Annotated in this window: 21 protein-coding genes; 7 read left to right on the plus strand and 14 right to left on the minus strand. The window is 65.2% G+C overall.

Going from position 1 to position 23,315, the window contains the following annotated elements:
• The first annotated feature begins 85 nt into the window (after positions 1-85).
• Positions 86-739 carry a tetratricopeptide repeat protein gene (locus ACKWRH_RS40325; protein WP_445218080.1) on the plus strand — a complete coding sequence of 218 codons (654 nt, stop codon included), beginning with the start codon at positions 86-88 and terminating at the stop codon, positions 737-739.
• Positions 740-765: 26 nt separating this feature from the next.
• Here ACKWRH_RS40325 and ACKWRH_RS40330 read toward each other — a convergent pair whose 3' ends face one another.
• From ACKWRH_RS40330 to ACKWRH_RS40380, 11 genes are all read right to left on the minus strand, one after another.
• Positions 766-1,695: a hypothetical protein gene (locus tag ACKWRH_RS40330; protein WP_445218081.1), complete on the minus strand. Its 930-nt coding sequence runs from the start codon at positions 1,693-1,695 to the stop codon at positions 766-768.
• Positions 1,696-1,788: 93 nt separating this feature from the next.
• Positions 1,789-2,073 (minus strand): cupin domain-containing protein, encoded by a 285-nt coding sequence (locus ACKWRH_RS40335; RefSeq protein ID WP_014492439.1) that lies wholly within the window; start codon positions 2,071-2,073, stop codon positions 1,789-1,791.
• A 13-nt stretch (positions 2,074-2,086) separates the two neighbouring features.
• Complete coding sequence (locus ACKWRH_RS40340; protein WP_445218082.1) at positions 2,087-3,184, minus strand: calcium:proton antiporter; 1,098 nt, start codon at positions 3,182-3,184, stop codon at positions 2,087-2,089.
• A 60-nt stretch (positions 3,185-3,244) separates the two neighbouring features.
• Positions 3,245-4,045, minus strand: a complete 801-nt coding sequence (locus ACKWRH_RS40345) for an alpha/beta hydrolase (protein ID WP_445218083.1) — start codon at positions 4,043-4,045, stop codon at positions 3,245-3,247.
• Positions 4,046-4,069: 24 nt separating this feature from the next.
• Entirely contained in the window at positions 4,070-4,240 is a 171-nt protein-coding gene (locus ACKWRH_RS40350; protein WP_445218084.1) for a hypothetical protein, read from the minus strand.
• A gap of 20 nt (positions 4,241-4,260) precedes the next feature.
• Positions 4,261-5,658 carry an NAD(P)(+) transhydrogenase (Re/Si-specific) subunit beta gene (locus ACKWRH_RS40355; protein ID WP_445218085.1) on the minus strand — a complete coding sequence of 466 codons (1,398 nt, stop codon included), beginning with the start codon at positions 5,656-5,658 and terminating at the stop codon, positions 4,261-4,263.
• A 38-nt stretch (positions 5,659-5,696) separates the two neighbouring features.
• The gene (locus ACKWRH_RS40360; RefSeq protein WP_018317801.1) at positions 5,697-6,014 is read right to left on the minus strand and encodes a proton-translocating transhydrogenase family protein; all 318 of its coding nucleotides are present in this window, start codon (positions 6,012-6,014) and stop codon (positions 5,697-5,699) included.
• 11 nt (positions 6,015-6,025) lie between these two features.
• Positions 6,026-7,153: a Re/Si-specific NAD(P)(+) transhydrogenase subunit alpha gene (locus ACKWRH_RS40365; RefSeq protein WP_445218086.1), complete on the minus strand. Its 1,128-nt coding sequence runs from the start codon at positions 7,151-7,153 to the stop codon at positions 6,026-6,028.
• Between the two features lie 138 nt (positions 7,154-7,291).
• Entirely contained in the window at positions 7,292-7,444 is a 153-nt protein-coding gene (locus ACKWRH_RS40370; RefSeq protein WP_008136857.1) for an aa3-type cytochrome c oxidase subunit IV, read from the minus strand.
• Positions 7,445-7,584: 140 nt separating this feature from the next.
• Entirely contained in the window at positions 7,585-10,572 is a 2,988-nt protein-coding gene (locus ACKWRH_RS40375) for a cell division protein (RefSeq protein ID WP_445218087.1), read from the minus strand.
• A gap of 222 nt (positions 10,573-10,794) precedes the next feature.
• Complete coding sequence (locus ACKWRH_RS40380; protein ID WP_445218088.1) at positions 10,795-12,702, minus strand: M3 family oligoendopeptidase; 1,908 nt, start codon at positions 12,700-12,702, stop codon at positions 10,795-10,797.
• A gap of 127 nt (positions 12,703-12,829) precedes the next feature.
• On the opposite strand from ACKWRH_RS40380, the gene ACKWRH_RS40385 reads away from it, so the two are divergent.
• From ACKWRH_RS40385 to ACKWRH_RS40400, 4 genes are all read left to right on the plus strand, one after another.
• On the plus strand, positions 12,830-14,326 hold the full coding sequence (locus ACKWRH_RS40385; RefSeq protein WP_445218089.1) for a sigma-54-dependent transcriptional regulator: 1,497 nt from the start codon (positions 12,830-12,832) through the stop codon (positions 14,324-14,326).
• Between the two features lie 365 nt (positions 14,327-14,691).
• Positions 14,692-16,944 (plus strand): L,D-transpeptidase family protein, encoded by a 2,253-nt coding sequence (locus ACKWRH_RS40390; protein WP_445218090.1) that lies wholly within the window; start codon positions 14,692-14,694, stop codon positions 16,942-16,944.
• A 284-nt stretch (positions 16,945-17,228) separates the two neighbouring features.
• The gene (locus tag ACKWRH_RS40395; RefSeq protein WP_445218091.1) at positions 17,229-18,851 is read left to right on the plus strand and encodes a DUF882 domain-containing protein; all 1,623 of its coding nucleotides are present in this window, start codon (positions 17,229-17,231) and stop codon (positions 18,849-18,851) included.
• Positions 18,852-19,164: 313 nt separating this feature from the next.
• Positions 19,165-19,698, plus strand: a complete 534-nt coding sequence (locus ACKWRH_RS40400; protein ID WP_445218092.1) for a hypothetical protein — start codon at positions 19,165-19,167, stop codon at positions 19,696-19,698.
• Positions 19,699-19,796: 98 nt separating this feature from the next.
• On the opposite strand, the gene ACKWRH_RS40405 is transcribed toward ACKWRH_RS40400, so the two are convergent.
• The 3 genes from ACKWRH_RS40405 to ACKWRH_RS40415 all read right to left on the minus strand — a co-directional run bounded on the left by ACKWRH_RS40405 (position 19,797) and on the right by ACKWRH_RS40415 (position 21,067).
• Positions 19,797-20,219, minus strand: coding sequence for a DUF1801 domain-containing protein (locus ACKWRH_RS40405; protein ID WP_445218093.1), 423 nt, complete (start codon positions 20,217-20,219; stop codon positions 19,797-19,799).
• Between the two features lie 74 nt (positions 20,220-20,293).
• Positions 20,294-20,566, minus strand: coding sequence for a DUF2312 domain-containing protein (locus tag ACKWRH_RS40410; protein WP_014492426.1), 273 nt, complete (start codon positions 20,564-20,566; stop codon positions 20,294-20,296).
• Between the two features lie 198 nt (positions 20,567-20,764).
• On the minus strand, positions 20,765-21,067 hold the full coding sequence (locus ACKWRH_RS40415) for a DUF1244 domain-containing protein (RefSeq protein WP_028154102.1): 303 nt from the start codon (positions 21,065-21,067) through the stop codon (positions 20,765-20,767).
• 180 nt (positions 21,068-21,247) lie between these two features.
• On the opposite strand from ACKWRH_RS40415, the gene ACKWRH_RS40420 reads away from it, so the two are divergent.
• The gene (locus tag ACKWRH_RS40420) at positions 21,248-21,847 is read left to right on the plus strand and encodes a DUF1036 domain-containing protein (RefSeq protein ID WP_014492424.1); all 600 of its coding nucleotides are present in this window, start codon (positions 21,248-21,250) and stop codon (positions 21,845-21,847) included.
• On the plus strand, positions 21,844-23,280 hold the full coding sequence (pyk, locus tag ACKWRH_RS40425) for a pyruvate kinase (RefSeq protein ID WP_445218094.1): 1,437 nt from the start codon (positions 21,844-21,846) through the stop codon (positions 23,278-23,280). The genes ACKWRH_RS40420 and pyk overlap by 4 nt, the downstream gene beginning before the upstream one ends.
• The last annotated feature ends 35 nt before the right edge of the window (positions 23,281-23,315 follow it).

The following is a 23,315-nucleotide window of genomic DNA, read 5'->3' on the forward strand; positions in this document are numbered from 1 at the left end:
CTTGGCCCGCGTTATTGTTTTGTGAGCGGTGCCTTCTCTGGGACGGGGGCACTACCGATGCGGCACCAGCGCGAGCGAACCGTAGATGGCCTCCCCTTTCCCCGAACGCCGCTTGGCGCGGCTACGCCAGATCTGGCGACAGCCGTTCGCGCTCGGCTTGATGGGGATCGTGCTGTGCGGCTGCTCCTTCGACCTCGGCTCCATGATGCCCGAGAAGGAGAAACCGCAGGAGGTGCCCAAGGCGGCTGGGACTGCCGCCGACAGCGCGGTCAGCGCCGGCAATGTCAGCGAGGCCCAGGCTCACACCGCAAAAGGCCAGACCCTGGCAAAGGCGGGGGAGACGGCTGGCGCGCTGGACGAGTTCAACCGGGCTGTCGCGCTCGATCCCTACAACGCACAGGCGCTTTATGGTCGCGCCCTGATCTATCAGGGCAACAACGAGCATAATTTGGCCATCGCCGATTTCAGCGCCGCCAACGGGCTCAATCCGCAAAAGGTCGAGCCGTTGCTCGGCCGCGCCATCAGCTACCTCGCCATCGGCAAGGTCAAGGAAGCGGCGGCCGATCTTGATGAGGCCTCCGAGGTCGATCCGCACAACGCGCAGGTGTGGACCGCGCGCGGACAGGCCTATGAGCGGCTGGGTGACAAGGCCAAGGCGGCCACATCCTACAACAAGGCGGTCGCGCTACGTCCACGCGACGATACCGCCCGCAGCGGCCTCGCCCGCGTCGGCGGCTGACACTGACAGGGCAGCTAGGCCGCCGTCTAATCGGGGGTGGAGCTCTTCGGCAGGACCGAGTGGAACATCGACTTCATGCCGGACAGCATCTCGTCGGCCACATTGGTCTTCTTCGGCCGCGGCATGGCCCCGCCAGCATCGGCACGCAGATCAAGCGGGGGCGCGATCATCGGGACCGGGATATCGGCCGGCGGCGTCATCCGGTTCGGATCGTCATTGCCGACCGAGGAAGTGTAAGACGGCGACGAACCGCTATTGCCATAGGCCTCGGGCGAAGGCGTCGACACCGTGATCGGCGGCGGCAGCGGACGCACTGAGGACGGCTCCGTGGAGATGATACGCGGGGCCTCCGGGGTGCGGGCGGCTTCCCGCACCGCAGGCTCCGGAGTCCGCTCGACCGGCTTGGTCTCAACCGACTTGGTTTCGGGAGATCTGGCCTCAGCGGCCTTCTCAGCAGCCTTGCCCTCAGGCGACTTGCGCAGGCGCTCGATGGCCGCCCGCGCGAGATCGTTGGCGTCGGGGGTCGCGGCCGGCGCCGAATTGGCCTCCACCACCGGAGCGGCGGCGGGAGCCGTGACAGCCGGATTGGACTTGGCGGCCGCCTTCTCACGCGCGGAATTACGGCCGCGCGGGCCAGTCTCGGCGGGAGCGACGTCTGCGGCCTTGGTCTCGGCGGCTGGCTGATGATCGGCCGGCTTTTCGGCCGCCACCTTGTCCACGCCCTTTTCGGAAACGTTCTTCTCAGCAACGCCCTTGGCCTTCACGCCGGGCGCGGGAAGGTTGGCGGTGTCGGTCGGCTTGCCGTCACTGCCAGCCTGGGCAGGCGCTACCACGGCCGCGGGGGTGTCAGTCGCCGGCTTGGCGTTGATGTAGTGATTAACGATGTACGCCCCGATGATCGTCGCGAGCACCGAGGGTAAAATATCCATCGAGATTTTAGCGAGGTATTTCAACATTTCTCGGCCACTCCCCGCGCGATCAGATGCGGGAACTTTGGGGCATTGTAAGGGATCAACTGCGACGGATCGATGGCAAAGGTAACGGCAGACTTACGGCTTCAGCTCGATCTCAAGGAACACGATCTCGGTTGAGGTTTCGTTAAGTACGTCATGTTGGACCCCGGCCTTGCGAAAGTAGGATTTTCCGGCCGCGAGCTGCGCCTTGGAACGCTCGCCGCCGGGCGCCACGATGGTCATCTCGCCGGCGACGACGGGAACAATGACATAGTCCATGCCGTGGGTGTGATGCCCGGTCGCGCTGCCCGGGGCGAGCCGCCATTCGGTCACCCGGACCTGCTCATTGTCGACCTGAACCTCGGATTTGGCGGCAAGCATCGGGAATTTCCTTCTACGGCACGAAAACCATGAACACGTAGACGGCAAATACCACCATATGGACCAGCCCGAACAGGACATTGGTCCTGCCGGTGCCGAAAGTCAGCATGCTCAACAAGAATGTCAGGAACAGCAAGGCCGTGTTCTGGGGATTGAGGCCCAGCACGAGCGGCTGGTCGAGCAAATAGGTGGCGACCCCGACCGCCGGAATGGTCAGGCCAATGGTTGCGAGCGAGGACCCGAGCGCCAGGTTGATGCTCTTCTGGAGGTCGTTCTTGCGCGCCGCCGCAATCGCCGAGACGCCCTCCGGCATCAGGATCAGGAGGGCGACGAGGAGGCCCGCGAACGCCGGCGGGGCGCCGATCTGAACGGCGACAGCGTCCACCACCAGCGAGAACTTCTTGGCGAGGAGGACGACCGCCAGCAGCGAGATCAGCAGCAGCACGATGCTGAGGACCAGCATCCTGCTCGACAAATGAGCCTCTCGACCCTCGCCGTCCGCCCTCTCGTGGACGAAGTAGTCCTTGTGCAGGACGGTCTGGGTGTAGAGGAACACGCCATAGAGCACGATCGTTGCGAGATCGACGAAGCCGAGCTGGAGCGTCGAATAGATCGGGCCCGGCGCCGTCAGCGTGTAGTTGGGCATGATCAGGGTGATGGTTGCCATCGCAATCAGCACGCTGAGATAGACGTTGGCGCCCGAGACCTGAAAGCCCTGCTCGCGATAGCGCATGCCGCCGATGAAGACGCAGAGGCCGACGAGGCCATTGCAGACGATCATCACGACGGCGAACACGGTATCGCGGGCGAGCTCCGGGGCCGGCTTGTCGCCCAGCATGATCGTGGTGATCAGCGCTACCTCGATGATGGTCACCGCCAGCGTGAGCAGCAGCGTGCCGTAGGGCTCGCCGATGCGCTCCGCGATCACCTCGGAATGATGAACGGCCGCGAACACGGTGCCGAACAGGATCACCAGGAGCACGATCGCGAACATTGCTCCGCCCGCCGTTAGCGTAAAGCTGTAGCCGGTCGCGGTCACGATCAGGAACAGCAGCACTGCCAGAGCGGGGAAGATCCAGGACGACCGCGGCATCGGTCCGTGTGCGCTCATGCTGGCGATTCCTTCAAATGGGAGACCGATTATGCGCGAGAAGATCGCGTCCGTCAGCCCTCAGGACCCATTGATGAAGTTTCGTGCGATCTCGATGGCGCCAAAGCTGCCGAGATCGTCGTGCCCGCCGCCGGGAATGCGGACGAACTGCTTCGGCTCGCGGGCCAGCGCAAACAACCTCTCGCCGAATGCGATCGGGATGGTCTGGTCCTGCGCGCCATGCATGAACAGAAGCGGAGCCGTGACGCGTGCGATGCGCTCGTCCGAGTGGAAGGGGTCGCGGATCAGGAGCCGAACCGGAGCGAACCAGAAATGCGCGGCGGCGACGGCGGCGATCGACGTATAGGGCGCCTCGAGGATCAGCTTCCCGACCGGATGTTCGGAGGCGACGGCGACCGCAACGCCGGTCCCGAGCGAGAAGCCCCAGGCGACGAGGCGCCGGGCGTCATAGCGCGCCGTCGCGAACGCGTACGCCGCCGCGCCATCGCGCAGCAGGCCATCTTCGCCCGGTGCGCCGCTGGAGCCTGCGTAGCCGCGATAGGACAGCGCGACGAGACCGGTGCCGTCAGCCGTGATCGCCTTGAAGCGCCCGGCAAGGCCGGCGAGAGAATCGCCGTTGCCGTGGAAGAACAGCACCACGGCACGGCCAGGCCTTGGCGGCACGTGCCAGACGATGACCTTCTCGCCGTCAGACGTCGTCAGGACATGCTCTTCGGCGTCTGGAAGTCCTGCGGCAGCGGGCGCCGTGCGCTCGGCCGTCGGTATCGGAAACAGCATGGCGCGCTGTTTGGCAAACAACAGGACGAGACCGGCGAGGTAGCCGGCCGCGAGGATGGTGGCGGTCCATTTCAGGAATGTCATCGCAGCCCCCACCATTTCCGGAGTTCAGGGCTTGCGACGGCTCTTGAGCAATTTGAGGACGTCGGTGCGGATGCTCAAGGGAATCTCGCGGCAGCCGCACGCCGCCGCATGGGCGGCGTGCCACGCGAGACGCTGCTCGCGTGTCGCCTTCGGTGGCATGCGATGGGACCGGTGCCACTCCTTGTTCAGGGCCACGGTCCGCTCGCCTTCCCGCCCTACATCGCCTTGACGATGTTCTCGGTGACCTTCTTGGCGTCACCGAGCAGCATCATGGTGTTGTCGCGATAGAACAGCGGATTGTCGATACCGGCATAGCCCGAGGCGAGCGAGCGCTTGATGAACATCACGGTGCCGGCCTTCCAGACCTGCAGGACGGGCATGCCGTAGATCGGCGAGGTCTTGTCCTCCTCGGCCGCCGGATTGGTGACGTCGTTGGCGCCGATCACGAAGGCGATGTCGGCCTGCGCGAATTCGGAGTTGATGTCCTCGAGCTCGAACACCTCGTCGTAGGGGACGTTGGCTTCGGCGAGCAGCACGTTCATGTGGCCGGGCATGCGGCCCGCGACCGGATGAATGGCGTACTTCACCTCGACGCCTTCCTTCTTCAGGATGTCGCCCATTTCGCGCAGCGCGTGCTGGGCCTGCGCCACCGCCATGCCGTAGCCGGGCACGATGATGACCTTCTGCGCGTTCTTCATGATGAAGGCGGCGTCGTCGGCCGAGCCGAGCTTGGCGGGCTTCTGCTCACCGCCGCCACCACCGGCCGCGGCGGTCTCGCCGCCGAAGCCGCCGAGGATGACCGAGATGAAGGACCGGTTCATCGCGTGGCACATGATGTAGGACAGGATCGCACCCGACGAGCCGACCAGCGCGCCGGTGATGATCAGCGCGGAATTGCCGAGCGTGAAGCCGATGCCGGCCGCGGCCCAGCCGGAATAGGAGTTCAGCATCGAGATCACGACCGGCATGTCGGCGCCGCCGATCGGGATGATCATGAGCACGCCGAGCGCCAGCGCGATGATGACGATCAGCCAGAAGTCGAGCGCGCCGCCGGTGAGCACGAGGCGGACGATGAAGAACACCAGTGCGAGCGCCAGAGCGATGTTGATGCCGTGGCGGAACGGCAGGATGATTGGCGCGCCGCTCATGCGCGCGGACAGCTTCAGGAACGCGATCACCGAGCCGGTGAAGGTCAGCGCGCCGATGGCGACGCCGAGCGACATCTCGACCAGGCTCTGCGGATGGATGTTGCCGGGGGTGCCGATGTCGAAGGCTTCCGGCGCGTAGAACGCGCCGGCGGCGACCAGCACCGCGGCCATGCCGACCAGCGAGTGGAAAGCGGCGACCAGTTCCGGCATCGACGTCATCGGAACGCGCCGCGCGATCACCGCGCCGATGCCGCCACCGATGGCGATGCCGACGATGACGAGCACCCAGGCGAGACCGTCTGCCGGCGGGTGGTTGGCGAGCGTGGTGGCGACCGCGATCGCCATGCCGATCATGCCGAACAGATTGCCCTGGCGCGACGAAGCCGGGCTCGACAATCCGCGCAGCGACAGGATGAACAGCACTCCCGCCACGAGATACAAAAATGCAGAGAGGTTGGCGCTCATCTCAGGTCCCCATTATCCCATCAGCCCGAGGTGGCCGCTTACTTCGACTTCTTCTTGTACATCGCCAGCATGCGCTGGGTGACAAGGAAGCCGCCAAAGATGTTCACGCAGGCGAAGATCAGCGCGACGAAGCCGAAGGCGCGTGCCCAGCCAGAGCCGCTCGAGACATTCGCGACGCCGCCGGCAAGCAGCGCGCCGACCACGATCACCGAGGAGATCGCGTTGGTCACGCTCATCAGCGGCGTATGCAGCGCGGGCGTCACCGACCACACCACGAAATAGCCGACGAAGACGGCGAGGACGAAGATCGACAGCCGGAAGATGAAGGGGTCGACGACCTGTGCAGCATGCTCCATGGCGGCTCTCCTTAAACCTTCGGCTGGAAGTTCGGGTGGATCACGGCGCCGTCCTTGGTCAGGGCGGTGGCCTTGACGAGCTCGTCGTCCCAGTTCACGGCCAGCGATTTGTTGGCCTTGTCGACCATCGTTTCAATGAAGTTGAACAGGTTGCGCGCGTAGAGGCTGGAGGCCGAGGCCGCGACACGACCGGCGACGTTGGTGTAGCCGACGATCTTGATGCCATCGACGTCGGCGACCTCGCCCGGCCTTGCACCCTCGACATTGCCGCCGCGCTCGACCGCGAGATCGACCAGCACCGACCCCGGCTTCATCGACTTGACCATGTCGGCCGAGATGAGCTTCGGCGCCGGCCGGCCCGGAATCAGCGCGGTCGTGATCACGATGTCCTGCTTCTTGATGTGCTCGGCGGTGAGCGCGGCCTGCTTGGCCTGGTATTCCTTGGACATTTCCTTGGCGTAGCCGCCGGCGGTCTGCGCGTTCTTGAACTCCTCGTCTTCGACGGCGAGGAACTTCGCACCGAGCGATTCCACCTGCTCCTTCGTCGCGGGCCGCACGTCGGTAGCAGTCACGACGGCGCCGAGACGGCGCGCGGTCGCGATCGCCTGGAGGCCGGCAACGCCGACGCCCATCACGAACACCTTTGCGGCGGGCACGGTGCCGGCCGCGGTCATCATCATCGGGAAGGCGCGGCCGAAGGCCTCGGCGCCCTCGATCACCGCGCGGTAGCCGGCAAGGTTCGCCTGCGACGACAGCACGTCCATCACCTGCGCACGGGTGATGCGCGGCATCAGTTCCATCGCGAAGGCGGAGACGCCGGCGTCGGCGATCGTCTTCAGTGCGGCCTCGTTGCCGTAGGGGTCCATGATGGCGATAACGAGCGCACCGCGCTTGTACTGTGCGAGCTCGGAGGCTTCAGGGCGCTTCACCTTGATGATGATGTCGGCGTCCTTCAGCGCATCGGCGCTGACGGTGGCGCCCACGGCGGTGAATTCGGAATCCGGCAGGCCCGATTTGAGGCCGGCGCCCGGCTCGACGGCGATCTCGGCGCCCAACGCCTTGAACTTCTTCACCGTATCAGGCGAAGCGGCAACACGCGGCTCCGACGGATCGATTTCCTTGGCAACGGCGATCTTCATAGGCCCTCCGGCGACGCGGGACAGCGCGCGCGCAAACTTAAGCGTTACTCCCGCAGCGTTCGATACCGGTTTTGGGACCGGCTTGGATGCAAATTTTGTAGGCGGCAGCTGCTGCTGGCGTGTGCAGCTGCCGATAGGTCAGGTCAGGAAGATCGCCATCAGGATCACGATGAGCGCGACCGAGGCCGTGCCGTACTTCACCAGCTTGATGAAGCCCTCATAGGTCTGCTCGTGGGCAACGTAGTCGTTGCCGTCGGCGGTGGTGTACGCCACTTCGCTATGGTCAGCCATGTATTGTCCCCAGTCGAAAGTCGAATTCTTGGGCTGGGATACCGCAAACCTTCGGGCAGGGCAACGGCACCGATGGCCGGTTTTCGGGCAAATCAGGTGATTTGGAATTCCGATTGCCGGGAATCCGGCTGTCGCGCTGCTCAGCCTTGATCGATCATCGTGGCGGTGACGCTCGCGGTTTGCCGCCGGGGCACCGGAAGACCGAGCGCCTCGCGGACCGCGTCGATCGCCGGCTCGCCCGCTTCAGTGAATCGGGCCATGTGCGGATCGACGCCGCACCCGACCGCGACCGGATTGTCACCGGACAGGAAACCGTGCGCCATGTGGAAGCCCAGCGCGCGGTAGACCTCGAACTGCTCTTCCGAGAAGAACTGGTCACCCGTGGTCTCGTGAGGGAAGCGGTCATTTCGCCGCGCGTAGTCCCGGATATAGTCGTTCTCGTCGCCATTGAGCGACGATTTGACATAAACGAGATAGCCCCGCTCGTCGCCGCCATAGTCGATGGTGCCGATCGCCACGTGGACGTGGTCTCGCGCAATGTCGTCGCGCTCGTCGGCTGCGCCGGGATCACCGGCCTTGTCGGCATTGCGCGCCATCAGCGCACGCGTGCGCTCGCGAATCGGCGTCCATGGCAGGTCGATGCGGACGCCGAGATCGATGCGGGCGTAACGCTGCAACGTCATCAGGGAACCGAAATTCATCGGCGCATCGGCTTCCGCATCGACCGCGATGATCACCTTGCAGCGGCGGCGCAACAGCTCGTAGACGCCGAGATTCTCGATATGGCCGCCGTCGGTCAGATAGACGCTGTCGCTGTTCTCGTACAGGCGCCCCGAGATCTCCGACCAGAAATAGATCGGCGTGGAGCGGCGCTGCGGCCGGACCCGCTCATCGACATAACGCGGGTTCTTCAGCCAATAGCCGAGCCGGACGTTGAGCAGCGCAAGCGTGGGCGTCAGCGCCTTGATCGAGCTCGACCCCATGTTCGAGGAGGCCGCAGCTCCGGAAATCGCCATTGCGGTGGCGAGATCGAGACTTTGCTCGTCGTCCTGCACCAGAGCGGTGGGCGCATAGCCTGTCGCCTCGCTGCCGACGTTCAAGGCGGAGAACACGAAGAAGTCCGCGTTACGTCCGCGCCGGTTGGCAAAGTCGGAGCCTTGAATATTCAGCGCCGTATTGATGAGCTGATAGGGCGCGTGCAGCTTCGGCGCAGCCTGCTGCCCTGGAATCCGGGCCGTCGCGGCCGGCGCGGCGTAGAGATCCGTCAGCTTCATGCGATCGAGTGCCTTGAAATCGCGCCCCTGGTCGAGACTGGCTTCGGCGGGCGCGACGCGCCCGTCGGCCGAACGCGTCGGATCGAACAGGAAGGCCTTGCTCAGGCGATCGCGATAGAGCCGATGCAACGAGTTCGCATTCGGCGTCAGGCAAAACGAGATGGCGAACAGCAGGACGCCGGCGAACGTGTAGAGGATCACCATGTGCAGGCTGTAGGAGTAGGCGAGCTCCGAAGCGTTGCCCTGGAACAGGCTGGGAAAACGCACCTGAACCACCTGCCCCGCTTTCTGAGCCAGGAACAGGAGCCAGGCGGGCGTGTGCCAGGTCGGCGTCAACTGCTCGGCATCCGCCACGACCTGCGGCGCGGCTTTCGGCGTGATTTCCGCCGACAAGGTCCCCTTGCTGGCGTCGAACTGAATCCTGCCTGCGAGGCTGCCGGACGGCGCGTTCGACTTGGCATTGACCAGGCACTCTCGCTGGGAGGTTGCGCCCATGACGGAAGGGCACCTCTCGAACAGGTCGTTGGCGATGCCCCAATAGGACAGATAGAGGTATGCGACCCAGATGACGAGCGGAAGCGCAAGGCCCGCGATCCATAGCGCGACCTTGGCCACGACCGCGAGCACAAGCGAACCCCATTGCGAGGATGCGCTGTTGCCCTTCAGCAATTCCACGAATTGCTGCCTGAACGCGGTGACGAAGACGCCGATTGGCGCAGCCACCGCCGCGAGCGACTTGATCCAGGTGATCGCAACCGCGGCAGCCGGTCCACCGATTGCGCTGCTCTCGGCGACATCGAACATCTGCTCCAGCATGAAGGGTTGAAACTCGAAGAAGGCGATCACCGCCAGCAGCACCAGGAAGGTCGCGCCCATGCTCGGCCAGTGCGAACGGAACTCCTGCCGCTTGCCGGGGCTCGCGAGCGACTGCTTGAGCGCCCATCCGAAGAACAGGACGCCGCCGATGATTGCGATCGACAGGCTCAACGCAAAATGCTGGACCTTGAGAAACCGCGCGAAGTCGCACGCGACGCCCAGCAACAGCGCGATCCCGCCAATGTAGGCGAACACGACGCTGGGACCGCTGCCGCGGACGGAGCGGGAGGTGAAATAAGCGAGCCCGCTGCAAGCGAACATCACCAGCGCGACGACCAGGCCGAATGTGCTGAAACCGTAACGATCGATGTCGCTGAAATCGTGCAGCTCGCACAACGTCCTGTTGTTGAGACTGACGCCGAAGATGTTCGCATCCGTCAGGCAGCTTCGCAGCGGCGTCGACCAGATGGTGACGGCGGCGAGCAGCAGCACGATGGGCAACGTCAACCCGATATTGGCGACCAGTCCCCGCACGACGATCGCAACTCCGGTCAGGAGATCGCGGGCACCGGCAGGGATCAGATAGTTGGAATAGTTGCGCAGGTGTCCGACCGACGGCGTATCGCTGATCTCGGCGGACGTGACGGTTCCGCCGGCGGGTCTTTCGCCGAACACAAAGCGCCGCGCCGTCGTCATGGTGGCGCTGAGCGAGGTGCCGATATAGCCGCCGCCCGACACCGTGGAGAGATAGTCGATCCGGCCGATCAGATTGTGGTGGTTCAGTGCCTGGAGCACGCCGAGGCAAACGGCCGACGAGCGAATGCCACCGCCGGACAACGCAAGCCCGACGACGTCGAGCAACTGGCAGGGTTGCAGGCCGTCGGCATCGAGGCGCCGTTCCGGCTCGCGTCGGCTGTTGATCGCCTCGATCTCATCGCAGACGATCTGATGGTGCTTCTCGCACCAGGGCGTTTCCTGATCGACGGCGGCAGCATTTCTCGCCATCGGAACCGGCGTGGCGGGCCCTTGATGGAGCATGGGTGCCTCCCCAGGGAGAAACCGATCAATCCACAATCAATAGTAGAAAATCATCTTCCGAGTATCTGTTGAGTTAGTCTTGCGGGCCGCGCGAACGTTCAATCCCACGTAGCAAATTGCCGGCCTCCGCCGCGAAGGTCGCCCGCGCGCGGATGGAACTCGCGGCCGCAAAAAACTTGCGGCACCGCATTCCACACGCCGGGAAGGAACTCGCGCTTCGCCTCAGCCCATCGCCTCGAGCTCGTCGATCATCCCGGCGATGACCGAGAGACCGCCGTCCCAGAATTTGGGATCCTTGGCGTCGAGTCCGAACGGCCGCAGCAGCTCGGAATAATGCTTGGTGCCGCCGGCGGCGAGCATGTCGAGATAGCGCTCGGCAAAGCCCTCGGCCGCATTCTCGTAGACGGCGTAGAGCGAGTTCACGAGACAATCGCCGAAGGCATAGGCGTAGACGTAGAACGGCGAGTGGATGAAGTGCGGGATGTACATCCAGTAGTTCTCGTAGCCCGCCTTGATCTCGATGGCCGGCCCGAGGCTCTCGCCCTGCACCGACAGCCAGATCTCACCGAGCCGCGTCGCGGTGAGCTCGCCGTTCTTGCGCTCGGTGTGGACCGCGCGCTCGAACGAATAGAACGCGATCTGCCGCACCACGGTGTTGATCATGTCCTCGACCTTGCCGGCGAGCAGCGCCTGGCGCTGCCTGGCGCTCTTGGTCTGCGCCAGCAGCCGCCGGAAGGTCAGCATCTCGCCGAACACGCTCGCGGTCTCGGCCAGCGTCAGCGGCGTCGGCGCCATCAGCGCGCCGTTCTTCGCAGCCAGCACCTGGTGCACGCCATGGCCGAGCTCATGCGCGAGCGTCATCACGTCACGCGGCTTGCCCTGGTAGTTCATCAGCACGTAGGGATGCGCCGACGGCGTGGTCGGATGCGAGAACGCGCCAGGCGCCTTGCCCGGACGAACCGGCGCGTCGATCCAGCGATCCGTGAAGAAGCGCTCGGCGATCTCGGCCATTTTGGGCGAGAAGCCGCGATAGGCCGTCAGCACCATGCTGCGCGCATCGGGCCAGCCGATGACGTCGGTCGCGGCGAACGGCAGCGGCGCATTGCGGTCCCAATAAGCCAGCCGCTTCTTGCCGAACCACTTCGCCTTCAACGCGTAATAGCGATGCGACAGCTTTGGATAGGCCGCGCGCACCGAGGCGACCAGCGCATCCACCACCTCGCGCTCGACGCGGTTGTTCAGGTGGCGGGAATCCGCGACATCCTGAAAGCCGCGCCAGCGGTCGGAGATGTCCTTGTCCTTGGCGAGCGTGTTGGTGATCAGCGCAAAGGTGCGTTCATTGGCCTTGAAGGTTTTGGCCAGCGCTTCGGCCGCGGCCTTGCGCTTGGCGCCGTCGCGGTCCTGCAAAAAATTGAGCGTCGGCTCGATCGCGAGCTCTTTGGCGCCGACCTTGAAGCGCAGGCCCGAGATGGTCTGATCGAACAGCCGGTTGAAGGCGGAATAGCCGGTCTGCGACTTCTCCAGGAAGAGCTGCTCGAGCTTGTCGTCGAGCTGGTACGGCTTCTCCTTGCGCAGATCCTCGATCCAGGGACGGTAATGCGCGAGCTCGGCGGCCTGCATCGCGCGGTTCAAAATATCGTCATCGACGCGATTGAGCTCGAGCGCGAAGAACAAGAGATGCGTGGACGCCGCCGTCAGCCGCTCCGAGACATCGCCGTAAAACTTTGAAATCTTGGGATCAACGCTGTCGCCGGCATGGACGAGACCGGCATAGGAGCCGAGACGGCCGGCGAGATCGTCGATCGCCTCATAGCGTCGCACCGCCTCGGCGAGCCATTTTCCGCCATCTTCGTTTGCTGTCCCTGTGGCGAGCTTGCCCTTGTAGTCGGTCTCGAACGCGACGCAATCGGCGTCCATCCTTTCGAGATCGCGCGCCACTTCCGGCGCATCGATCCCGGAATAGAGGTCGGCGAGGTTCCACTCCGGAAGCCTGCCGGTCTTGCCCGCAGGCTTTGCGGGCGAAGATTTGGAGGACTTTGCCTTGGCGGCGGATTTCCTGGTGTTTGGCTTGCGGAGAGCGGGCTTGCTGGAGGCAGACTTCTTGAGAGCAGATTTGGAGCGCGAATTCATTGTGTGGGAAACCTGTGTTCAACAAGCGCGACGGCGGGCGGGGGCATCAAGGTTTAAGAGTGCGTTAATCGGCTTCGGCCAGAGTGACCCGATTCGAGACAGATAGTAGTAGCGTGCGGGGAACACCATGGCTGCCTGTATTTTGATCGCCGACGACGACGCAGTAGCCCGCCGGTTGGTCGAGAACATGGTGCAGAAATGCGGCTATGAGACGGTCGTCGTGGACTCCGGCGACGCCGCGATCGCCGCCCTCACCGCCCCCGATGCACCGGCGATCGACGCCGTCATCCTCGATCTCGTGATGCCCGGCCTCGACGGCATGGGCGTGCTGGCGAAAATCCGCGAGGCCGGCCTCGGCGTCCCCGTCATCGTGCAGACCGCCCATGGCGGCATCGACAACGTGATCTCGGCGATGCGCGCGGGCGCGGCCGATTTCGTCGTCAAGCCGGTTGGTTTGGAGCGGCTCCAGGTCTCTCTGCGCAACGCACTCAATGCGTCCGCGCTCAAGGGCGAGTTGCAGCGCATCCGTCACAGCCGCGAGGGCCGGCTGACTTTCTCCGACATCATCACCCGCGCCGAGGCGATGGCGGCCGTGATGCGCGCCGCGCAGAAGGCCGCGGGCTCGTCGATCCCCGTGCTGATCGAGGGCGAGTCCGGCGTCGGCAAGGAGATGTTCGCACGCGCCATCCATGGCAGCGGCGAGCGCAAGGCAAAGCCGTTCGTCGCGGTCAATTGCGGTGCGATCCCCGACAATTTGGTCGAGTCGATCCTGTTCGGCCACGAGAAGGGCGCCTTCACCGGCGCCACCGAACGGCACACCGGCAAGTTCGTCGAGGCTCATGGCGGCACGCTGTTCCTGGACGAGGTCAGCGAGCTGCCGCTCACCGCGCAGGTCAAGCTGCTGCGCGCACTTCAGGAAGGCGCGGTCGAAGCGGTCGGCGGGCGCAAGCCGTTGAAGGTCGACGTCCGGATCATCTCCGCGACCAACCGCAGGCTGCTGGAGCGGGTGAAGCAGGGCCATTTCCGCGAGGATCTGTTCTATCGCCTCCACGTGCTGCCGCTGACGATCCCCTCGCTGCGGGCGCGGCGTGAGGACATCCCGCATCTGCTCCGGCATTTCCTGGCGCGCTTTGCCGCCGAGGAGAACCGCCTCATCACCGGCATCAGCGGCGAGGCCGTCGCGCACCTCGCCCAGCTCGACTGGCCCGGCAACATCCGCCAGCTCGAAAACGCGGTCTACCGCGCGGTGGTGATGAGCGAGGGCGATCAGCTTGACCTTGCCGACTTCCCCCTGCCCACCTCGCAGCCGCATCTCGAGACCGACATCCCGACCGCGCCGCTGATGCTCGAGCCGATCGCGGCGCCCTCGGTGGTGTCGGGTGGTGAAATACCGATCGCGCCGCTGCCGCTTGCGGGGACACTTTCCATGCTGACCCCCACCGGCGACGTCCGCCCGCTGGACGACATGGAGAACGAGATCATCCGCTTCGCGATCTCGCATTATCGGGGGCAGATGTCCGAGGTCGCCCGCCGCCTCAAGATCGGCCGGTCCACCCTCTACCGGAAGCTCGACGAAGCCGGGGTTCCCGGACATGGCGGCAAAAGCGGTGAGGAGACGCGCTAAGCCTCATGCGAACGGAGGTTCGCGCGGCGTTGCGGTAAGGCCGCAAGCCCTTCGCATTACGGGAAAATTCGGCTGCGGTTTGAACCGTGACTTGGAAGTGACAGACACATGGAAAAGCGCCTGGCAAAGGCGCACAATCCGTTGCAAAGGGGCTTTCTTGAAGTCAGTTTGTCGTGAGTTGTCCCGGGTAGCGCTGGCCGCCAAAACGGGGCCTGTATATCGTCTGCGTAGGATTCGTTCGTCCGCGTATGAATCGTTGCGTGCAGGCGTGCAACTTTCGAGCGGCCGGCGCAGTTTAGCCGAAGCTCATTAGGCGATAATGAAGCTGTTCCACGAGGGACAGTTCACCCGAGGGGTGCGACACAATGCGTGACTGTTTGAACCACCGTGCGGGCTTTGACCGCGTCTTGATGACGGTCGCGGCGACCTTCCTCACGGTATCGGCCAGCTCGGCCCTGGCGCAGGATCAGGCGCGCAGCAGCGCCGCCGAACTCGCGATCGAAGCCGCGATCCCGCGCCCCGAGCCCGCAAACGTCCCGCCCCCGACCGCATCCGACATCAAGCTCGACACCACCGCGACGGTTCAGGACTCCACAAAGGAGCCGACCAAGGAAACTGCGAAGGAACCGGTGAAGGCCGAAGCCGTACCGGCCCCCGACAAGGTCGAGACCAAGCCTTCCGACGTCGCCACCACGCCTGCAGCTGAGGCGCCGAAGAGCGAAACCGCCAAGATCGAGCCTGCCAAGACCGAGCCCGCCAAGTCCGACGCCGCGAAGACCGAGCCTGCCAAATCCGAACCAGCAAAGGCCGACACCGCGACGGCAACGCCGGCCGCGCCTGCGGCCCCCGCTGCGGCTCCGGCCGCCGAGCCCGTGAAGGCCGCGAGCAACGTTCCCGCCGCCGACCAGCCGGTCGCCGACAAGCTCAAGGACATCATCGGCGCCAAGACCTCGCGCCATTTCGACCGCAAGAACGAGCGCGCCGCGATCGAGAAGTTTTACGGTGCACGCGACTTCGCGCCGGTCTGGACCCAGGCCGGCAGCCTGACCGCTGCGGCCAAGGGCGTGATCGCGCGGTTGAAGGATGCGGCCTCCGATGGCCTCAATCCCGCCGACTACCCGGTGCCGGATTTCGCCGCCGCCACGACGCCCGATGCGCTCGCCGATGCCGAGCTGAAGCTCACCGCCAGCATGTTCGACTATGCGCGCCAGGCCCAGAGCGGCCGCATGCACTGGTCGCAGGTCAGCGGCGACATCCTCTATCCCGAGCATCCGGTCGATCCGGGCGAGGTGCTCGCCAAGGTCACGACCGCAGCCGAGGCCTCCGCAGCGCTCGACAGCTACAACCCGCCGCAGAAGCTCTACAAGGAGCTGAAGGCCAAGCTCGCCGAGCTGCGCGGCCTGGGCAGCGGCCCTGTGATCGAGATCGCCGACGGTCCGGCGCTGAAATACACCCCGGCCGGCAAGAAGCAGGCTGAAATCGTCGTCGAAGATCCGCGCGTGCCGCAGCTCCGCGCCAAGCTCGGCCTCGCCGAGAACGCCAGCGGCACCCGCTACGACGCCACCGTCGCCGAAGCCGTGCGCAAATTCCAGAGCGGCGCCGAGATGAAGGTAACAGGCATCCTCGACGACAAGACCGTCAAGGCGATCAACACCCCGAAGCGCGACAAGCTGATCGACACGGTGCTGGTGAACATGGAGCGCTGGCGCTGGCTGCCGCGCGACCTCGGCGTCCCCTCGCTGGGCGATGCCTATGTCATCCTCAACATTCCCGACTACACGCTGAAGGTGATGCAGCGCGGCCAGCAGGTCTGGACCACCCGCGTCGTCACCGGCAAGCCGGGCACCCATGCGACTCCGCTGCTCACCGAGACGATGAAGTACATCACGGTCAATCCGACCTGGAACGTGCCGCCGTCGATCGTCTACAACGAATACCTGCCGGCGCTTCAGCAGGACCCGACCGTGCTCCAGCGCATGGGCCTCAAGCTCGAGCAGAACCGCGACGGCTCGGTGCACATCTCGCAGCCGCCCGGTGAAGCCAACGCGCTCGGCCGCATCCGCTTCAACTTCCCGAACAAGTTCCTGGTCTATCAGCACGACACGCCGGACAAGAACCTGTTCGCCAGGGAAGATCGCGCCTTCAGCCATGGCTGCATGCGCGTGCAGAATCCGGATCAATACGCTTCCGTGCTGCTCAACATCGCCATGCCGAACGAGAAGTACACGCCGGAGCGCGTGCGCAGCATGTACGGCAAGAGCGAGATCGACCTGAAATTCCCGACGCCGATCCCGGTCAACATCACCTACCAGACCGCGTTCGTGGACGATGGCGGCAAGCTGCAAATCCGCAAGGACGTCTATGGCCGTGACGCGACCATGATCAACATCCTGAAGAACGGCCGCGGCAAGGACCTCGAGAACGTCGTCGCACACTCCCAGCCGAGCTATTCGCGCCCGGCGACGACGCTGCCCTCGGGCGTGGCGATCGCCAACAACGGCGGCAGCAGCTTCGGCTCGTCGGGTCCGAACTTCTTCGAGCGGCTGTTCGGGGCCCCGACCCCGCCGCCGGCTCCGGTCGGCCGCCGGCCGCAGCAGCAGCGGGTGTTTACCCGCTGAGGCCTCCCCGACCGGTCTTTGTCGGAAATTCTCTAGTAAGATCAGCGACCTCATCCCCTGGATGGGGTCGCTTAATGTTAACCATTGTCCACCCGAACTCCGGCAGCGGGCGTTTTTTTGCCACACTGAGCCGCTTAGGTTCGTATTCTGACTTGGTTTGGGGTCGGGAAGGTCAACCTCGAATTAACCTTCTCGCTTTAAGAAAGCGTTCATCCTCTTTCGCGCGCTAACGGGGTTGCCGGGAGAGTCCATTTTGAACGCTCGTCGACTGGGTGGGCTCATTCGTGCTGACTGGTCTCGCACGCAAATTCGCAGTGCTGTCGTTGTCCCATGCGGGAGTGAAGGCCGGATCCCGGATCGGCCTCGCTTCCGCACTGCTGCTTGCTGCCGCGGGCTCGGTCCATGACGCCGCCGCGCTGAACGAGACCAAGACGCTCTCGTTCCACCACACCCATTCCGGCGAAGACCTCACCGTCACCTTCAAGCGCGATGGCCGCTTCGACGAGGCCGCGCTGAAGCAGCTCAACCACTTCCTGCGCGACTGGCGCACCCAGGACGAGACGGTCATGGACCGTCGCCTGTTCGACATCCTCTGGGAAGTCTACCGCGACGTCGACGGCAAGCAGCCGATCCAGATCATCTCCTCCTACCGCTCCCCCGCCACCAACGCGATGCTTCGCCGCCGCTCCTCGGGCGTGGCGCGCTTCAGCCAGCACATGCTGGGGCATGCGATGGACTTCTACATTCCGGGCGTGCCGCTGGAGCAGGTCCGCTTCGCCGGCCTGCGCCTGCAGCGCGGTGGCGTCGGCTTCTATCCGACCTCCGGCTCGCCCTTCGTGCATCTGGACACCGGCAGCATCCGGCACTGGCCGCGCATGACGCATGACCAGCTTGCCCGCGTCTTCCCCGATGGCCGCACGGTCCACGTCCCGACCGACGGCACGCCGCTGAAGGGCTATGAGCTGGCCAAGGCCGACATCGAGCGCCGCGGCACTGGCGACGATTCCGGCAGCAAGCCGAGTTTCTTTGCCGCCCTGTTCAAGAGCAAGTCGGCTCCGGCCGCCACGAGCAGCGACGAGGATGACGAGGGCGCGCCCGCCCCGGCCGCGAAGCCTGTTGCGCCGACCGTGGTTGCCGCCGCGGTCAAGCCCGCCGATCCGGTGCCGACACCGCGCGCCAAGCCGCAGATCGCCGCTGCGATCCAGCTCGCTTCGGCCGATGCGCAGCTCGTTGCACCGCCCAAGCCGAAGCCCGCACCCGTGGCTGACAAGCCGACAGCCGGCAAATCTGTTGAGGGCAAGCCCGAGACCCCGGCCGACATCATCAATGCCCGCGGCTTCTGGGATACCCCTGCGACCCCGCAGCAGGCGACGCCAGCTCAAGTGGCGGCGCTGAAGGCCCGCCAGGCGCTCGCCGCCGCCACCGAGCCGCAAGCGACCGCGAGCGTCTCCAGCGCGGCCTATCAGGCGCTGGCCTACGCGCCGGCGTCCGCCTCCCCGGTCGACCGCGCCAACGTCGTCGCCGCCTCCGCGCCGGTCCCGCGCACTACCCGCCCCGTTGCCGCGACGCGCGGCCTTGCGCCCGCGACCGAGATCAACACGGTGGTCGGCAAGAGCATCGACGGCAGGATCGCAACCGCGACCCGCCTCTCCGCCGCCAGGGGCGAGAGCATCTGGCTCAAGATCGTGCTGCTGTCGCCGAGCGCCAGCCGCGCGATGTCGGTGACGCTGATGGGCGAGCTCGATACCGTTGCCCTGCGCAGCTATTTCGTCAAGCCGCAGGCCGTGATCGCGATGGGCTTTGCCGACGATCCGATGCAGGGCCTGTCCTGCGACAGCTTTACGGGCAGCGCGACCGCGAAGCTTGAGACGACGTCGTTCGTCATGCGCACCGCGGCGCTGCGCTAAGATCTTTCCCCTCACGCCGTTCGGTAGTCCCGCAAGCCGGGATGAAGCGCAGCGCAATCCTGGGGCACGACAGCGCCACACGCTCAAGTGTCGTCCCGGCTTGGTGCGCATCTGCACTAAGGGAGATTCCCCCACTTCCAACGGGTAATCCACCCGGTATCGCTACGCATTCCAAACGCGCATCGTGGCAATGCGCCCAGAACGGACGCGATGACAAAGTCCGAGGACGCGACTGCGTTTGCCTTGGTGTTCCGCGTTTCCGCAGCGGCGCCGTATCTAAAGGGAAGTCGCCACAGCGAAGTAGGAGCATGCGATGTCAGTTCCATGCAAGTCTGAGCTCAGCCTTCTGAACCACGACGAGCGCGAAGTCATATTGAGTACGCACCATCCCGTGGTTGGAGAGATGGAGCGCGATGGACTTGAGAGCCTTCGCGCCCGGCTTCGGGATCTGCGCGACAGGGAGCGTACATTGTCGCGGCATCGACGCCGCGAAACAAAGGGAACAGCCGACCCGCGCGGCAAGAGTTTCTCCGGCACGGCAGAGCATGCAAACCGGCGCCAATCGGTTTTCGCTGCCGCCATCAAGCGCGTCAAGAACGAGCTGAGGCGCATCCGAAAGTTTGAAGCACGACGGGAGCTCGGGGAAGCGGCGCGACGGGCGTTAGCACTCCGTCGGGCGCGTCAGTTTTCTATCCCGCAGACGACTCCAACTTCGCATGACGGCATGCGGTCCATCCCAAGCCGTCGCCGGATCAAGAAACTCCCGCCGGAAAAAATCGGAAGAGTCTCGCAGGCCAACAAGCGGGCGCAGGCCCGACGAGACACCAAACGCGGACGCGGCAATTGAGACCGAGACCGACAGTCTTGCGGATCGAGGCTGCGTGCCGGACCGGCGCAATGGCGTGCTCGCCACTTCCAAGACTACAGTGTCGAAGCCTGCAGCTTCTATCTCGCTTTCCTGACCCGCCGATCCAGATGATACGTCAACGCCAGCGAGAGGCAGACGGTGAGCTCCTGCTTCGGCAGCGCGCCGGATAGGGGCAACAGCAAAGCCCTGGTCTGCCGATATTCGAACGCATCGGGAAAGCGCTCGCGGAACGTATCGACCAGCGTCGTCTTGCAGTTGAACAAAATGGCGGCGTGCTCGGAGTCCTTGAGGCGGCCGAGCCGGATCGTGCTGCCGCTGCCGGTCTCATCGGTCAGGTAAGCCGGCTCGCCCCATTTCAGGGTCTCGGTGAGCTTGCCAACCTCTTCATGTGCCGCAGCGGTCGCGAAGATCAGCGCACGCACCTGGAGTAGCCGCTTGCCGATCGGCGCCGGAAGGGCGCGGAAGGCACGGTCGACCTCGCGCGGCAGCGGCGGCGTCACGACGTCTCTCCCAATTCGAGACCCAGGCTCGACTCTTGCTCGTCCTGGCTTTCGCCAGGACGAGAGTAATCGCCTCAGAGCATTCCCAGCGCCTGCATATAGGTCTCGAGGATCGTCTCGGCCTCGGCGCGCTCGTTCGGGTCCTGCTTGCGCATGCGCACGATGGTGCGCAGCGCCTTGACGTCGTAGCCATTGCCCTTGCTTTCGGCATAGACGTCGCGGATGTCGTCGGAGATCGCCTTCTTCTCTTCCTCCAGCCGCTCGATGCGCTCGATGATGGATTTGAGCTGGTCCTTGGCAAATTTCGTCGCGGGCTCGTCGTCGCGGACGGCGGCGGAGGTGGCCATCTTGGTACTCCCAATGGAACTGGCAAAACGAGGTGACGCCGGCATCCTCACCGCGCGTGCTGGTTGACCCTTAGGGTTCGCCGCTCTCGCGTTCAAGGCAGCATCGCGCTCGTCCACAGCGCGCCCACACCTTCCTGCGGCGGAGCGAAGAAAGCTGTTGTGTGGTGCGACTCACCGCCGGACCACCGGCGAGGCCGTTCAGTGCCCGGGGTGAACCTTCTTCATCGCCTCGACCTGCTCGGGCGTGGCCGTGCCCTGGTATTTCGACTTCCAGGTCTCGTAGGGCATGCCGTAGACGGCCTCGCGGCTCTCGTCCTTGCTCAAGCTCACGCCCTGTGCGTCGGCGGCGTCCTTGAGCCAGTTCGACAGGCAGTTGCGGCAGAAGCCGGCCAGATTCATCAGATCGATGTTCTGGACGTCGGTCCGTGTCTTCAGATGATCGACCAGGCGCCGAAAAGCGGCCGCCTCGAGCTCCGTTCTGGTTTTGTCGTCGATTGCCATGGCTGGATCCCTTCGGCCTGAATTGGTTCTGCCCCCGATGGGGGTCACCCTTACGGGATCAGGTAGGGGCCTGTCACAGATTTTGCCATATCACGGCGCAAAGGGCGCCAGAGCCAAGCCGAAGGCCGCTTCCCCGGCCCTACGCCAAATCGTCAATCATCTGGTATACGTTCCGCGACAATGATCGCCGAATCTCCCCGCGCCCCCCTTCGCCTGCTCGCCCGGTTGGTCCCGGTGCTGGTGGTTGGCCTGCTGTGCCTCTGGGCCAGCCCGGCCTCCGCCGACTTCCGGCTTTGCAACAACACCTCGAGCCGGGTCGGCATTGCGCTCGGCTACAAGGACGCCGAGGGCTGGACCACCGAGGGCTGGTGGAACATCTCGTCCCGCTCCTGCGAGACCCTGCTGCGGGGAACGCTGGTCGCTCGCTACTATTACATCTACGCGATCGACTATGACCGCGGCGGCGAATGGTCGGGCCAGGCCTTCATGTGCTCGCGCGACAAGGAATTCACCATCCGCGGCACCGAGGATTGCCTCGCGCGCGGCTACGACCGGACCGGCTATTTCGAGGTCGATACCGGCGAGCAGCGGGCTTGGACGGTTCAGCTCACCGACGCCAACGAGCAGCCGTCACAGCAGCAGCGCGTGCCCGGCCTGCCGGGCCCGGTCGGCCCGGGTGGTGGCGTTCCGGGTTTGCCCAATAGTCCGCCCGGTGGTACGCCCCCCGCCGCGCCTGGCCTTCCGCCAGCTCCCTCGCCACCGTCTGGAAATAAGCCATGAGGCGTCTTCGCCGTATCAAGATTCTCGCGACCCTGGGACCTGCCTCTTCGGACCTCGCGATGATCCGCCGCCTGTTCGAGGCCGGCGCCGATCTGTTCCGCATCAACATGAGCCACACCCCGCATGACAAGATGCGGGAGCTGGTCGCGACGATCCGCAACGTCGAGAGCAGTTATGGCCGGCCGATCGGCATCCTGGTCGATCTCCAGGGGCCGAAGCTCAGGCTCGGCGCCTTCGCGGAAGGCGCGGTCCAGCTCCAGAACGGCCAGATCTTCACGCTCGATTCCGACAAGGCGCCGGGCGATGCCACGCGCGTCAATCTCCCGCATCCGGAGATCCTGGCTGCGCTCAGGCCCGGCCATTCGCTGCTGCTGGACGACGGCAAGGTGCGCCTGATCGCGGAGGAGACCTCAAAAGAGCACGCGGTGACGCGTGTCGTGGTCGGCGGCCGGATGTCCGACCGCAAGGGCGTCAGCCTGCCCGACACCGACCTGCCGGTCTCGGCGATGACGCCGAAGGACCGTGCCGACCTCGAGGCCGCGCTGGTGACCGGCGTCGACTGGATCGCGCTGTCCTTCGTGCAGCGCGCCGACGACGTGATCGAGGCCAAGAAGATGATCCGCGGCCGCGCCGCGGTGATGGCCAAGATCGAGAAGCCGCAGGCGATCGACCGCCTCGCCGACATCATCGACGCCTCCGACGCGCTGATGGTGGCGCGCGGCGACCTCGGCGTCGAGCTGCCGCTGGAACGCGTGCCGAGCCTGCAGAAGCAGATGACGCGCATGGCGCGCCGCGCCGGCAAGCCGGTGGTGATCGCAACCCAGATGCTGGAATCGATGATCCAGTCGCCGGTGCCGACCCGCGCCGAGGTCTCCGACGTCGCCACCGCCGTCTATGAGGGCGCCGACGCCATCATGCTGTCGGCGGAATCGGCGGCCGGCAAATTCCCGGTCGAGGCGGTCTCGACCATGAACCGCATCGGCGAGGAGGTCGAGCGCGACCCGACCTATCGCTCCGTGGTCGCCGCCCAGCGCCCCGCGCCGGAATCAACCGCCGGCGACGCCATCGCAGACGCCGCGCGGCAGATCGCCGAGACGCTCGACCTGCCGGCGCTGATCTGCTGGACCAGCTCGGGCTCGACCGCCGTGCGCGTGGCCCGCGAGCGGCCGAAGCCGCCGATCGTGGCGATCACCCCGAACATGGCCGCCGGGCGCCGGCTCGCCGTCGTCTGGGGCGTGCATTGCGTGGTGGCGGACGACGCCCGCGACCAGGACGACATGGTGAGCCGCGCCGGCCAGATCGCCTTCCGCGACGGTTTTGTCCGCGCCGGCCAGCGCGTGATCATCGTCGCCGGCGTGCCGCTCGGCATCCCCGGCACCACCAACATGGTCCGCATCGCCTCGGTCGGCCCCGAGGGCGACGCGAATTTGTAGGCCGCAGATGCGGGCCAAAACAAGAATGTCGAAAA

The sequence above is a fragment of the Bradyrhizobium sp. Pa8 genome (assembly GCF_052588265.1).

Bases quoted from the DNA above. Each gene is read 5' to 3' on its own strand.
- ACKWRH_RS40325 (WP_445218080.1), top strand. From the start codon at position 86: ATGGCCTCCCCTTTCCCCGAACGCCGCTTGGCGCGGCTACGCCAGATC.
- ACKWRH_RS40330 (WP_445218081.1), bottom strand. From the start codon at position 1,695: ATGTTGAAATACCTCGCTAAAATCTCGATGGATATTTTACCCTCGGTG.
- ACKWRH_RS40335 (WP_014492439.1), bottom strand. From the start codon at position 2,073: ATGCTTGCCGCCAAATCCGAGGTTCAGGTCGACAATGAGCAGGTCCGG.
- ACKWRH_RS40340 (WP_445218082.1), bottom strand. From the start codon at position 3,184: ATGAGCGCACACGGACCGATGCCGCGGTCGTCCTGGATCTTCCCCGCT.
- ACKWRH_RS40345 (WP_445218083.1), bottom strand. From the start codon at position 4,045: ATGACATTCCTGAAATGGACCGCCACCATCCTCGCGGCCGGCTACCTC.
- ACKWRH_RS40355 (WP_445218085.1), bottom strand. From the start codon at position 5,658: ATGAGCGCCAACCTCTCTGCATTTTTGTATCTCGTGGCGGGAGTGCTG.
- ACKWRH_RS40360 (WP_018317801.1), bottom strand. From the start codon at position 6,014: ATGGAGCATGCTGCACAGGTCGTCGACCCCTTCATCTTCCGGCTGTCG.
- ACKWRH_RS40365 (WP_445218086.1), bottom strand. From the start codon at position 7,153: ATGAAGATCGCCGTTGCCAAGGAAATCGATCCGTCGGAGCCGCGTGTT.
- ACKWRH_RS40370 (WP_008136857.1), bottom strand. From the start codon at position 7,444: ATGGCTGACCATAGCGAAGTGGCGTACACCACCGCCGACGGCAACGAC.
- ACKWRH_RS40375 (WP_445218087.1), bottom strand. From the start codon at position 10,572: ATGCTCCATCAAGGGCCCGCCACGCCGGTTCCGATGGCGAGAAATGCT.
- ACKWRH_RS40380 (WP_445218088.1), bottom strand. From the start codon at position 12,702: ATGAATTCGCGCTCCAAATCTGCTCTCAAGAAGTCTGCCTCCAGCAAG.
- ACKWRH_RS40385 (WP_445218089.1), top strand. From the start codon at position 12,830: ATGGCTGCCTGTATTTTGATCGCCGACGACGACGCAGTAGCCCGCCGG.
- ACKWRH_RS40390 (WP_445218090.1), top strand. From the start codon at position 14,692: ATGCGTGACTGTTTGAACCACCGTGCGGGCTTTGACCGCGTCTTGATG.
- ACKWRH_RS40400 (WP_445218092.1), top strand. From the start codon at position 19,165: ATGTCAGTTCCATGCAAGTCTGAGCTCAGCCTTCTGAACCACGACGAG.
- ACKWRH_RS40410 (WP_014492426.1), bottom strand. From the start codon at position 20,566: ATGGCCACCTCCGCCGCCGTCCGCGACGACGAGCCCGCGACGAAATTT.
- ACKWRH_RS40415 (WP_028154102.1), bottom strand. From the start codon at position 21,067: ATGGCAATCGACGACAAAACCAGAACGGAGCTCGAGGCGGCCGCTTTT.
- ACKWRH_RS40420 (WP_014492424.1), top strand. From the start codon at position 21,248: ATGATCGCCGAATCTCCCCGCGCCCCCCTTCGCCTGCTCGCCCGGTTG.
- pyk (WP_445218094.1), top strand. From the start codon at position 21,844: ATGAGGCGTCTTCGCCGTATCAAGATTCTCGCGACCCTGGGACCTGCC.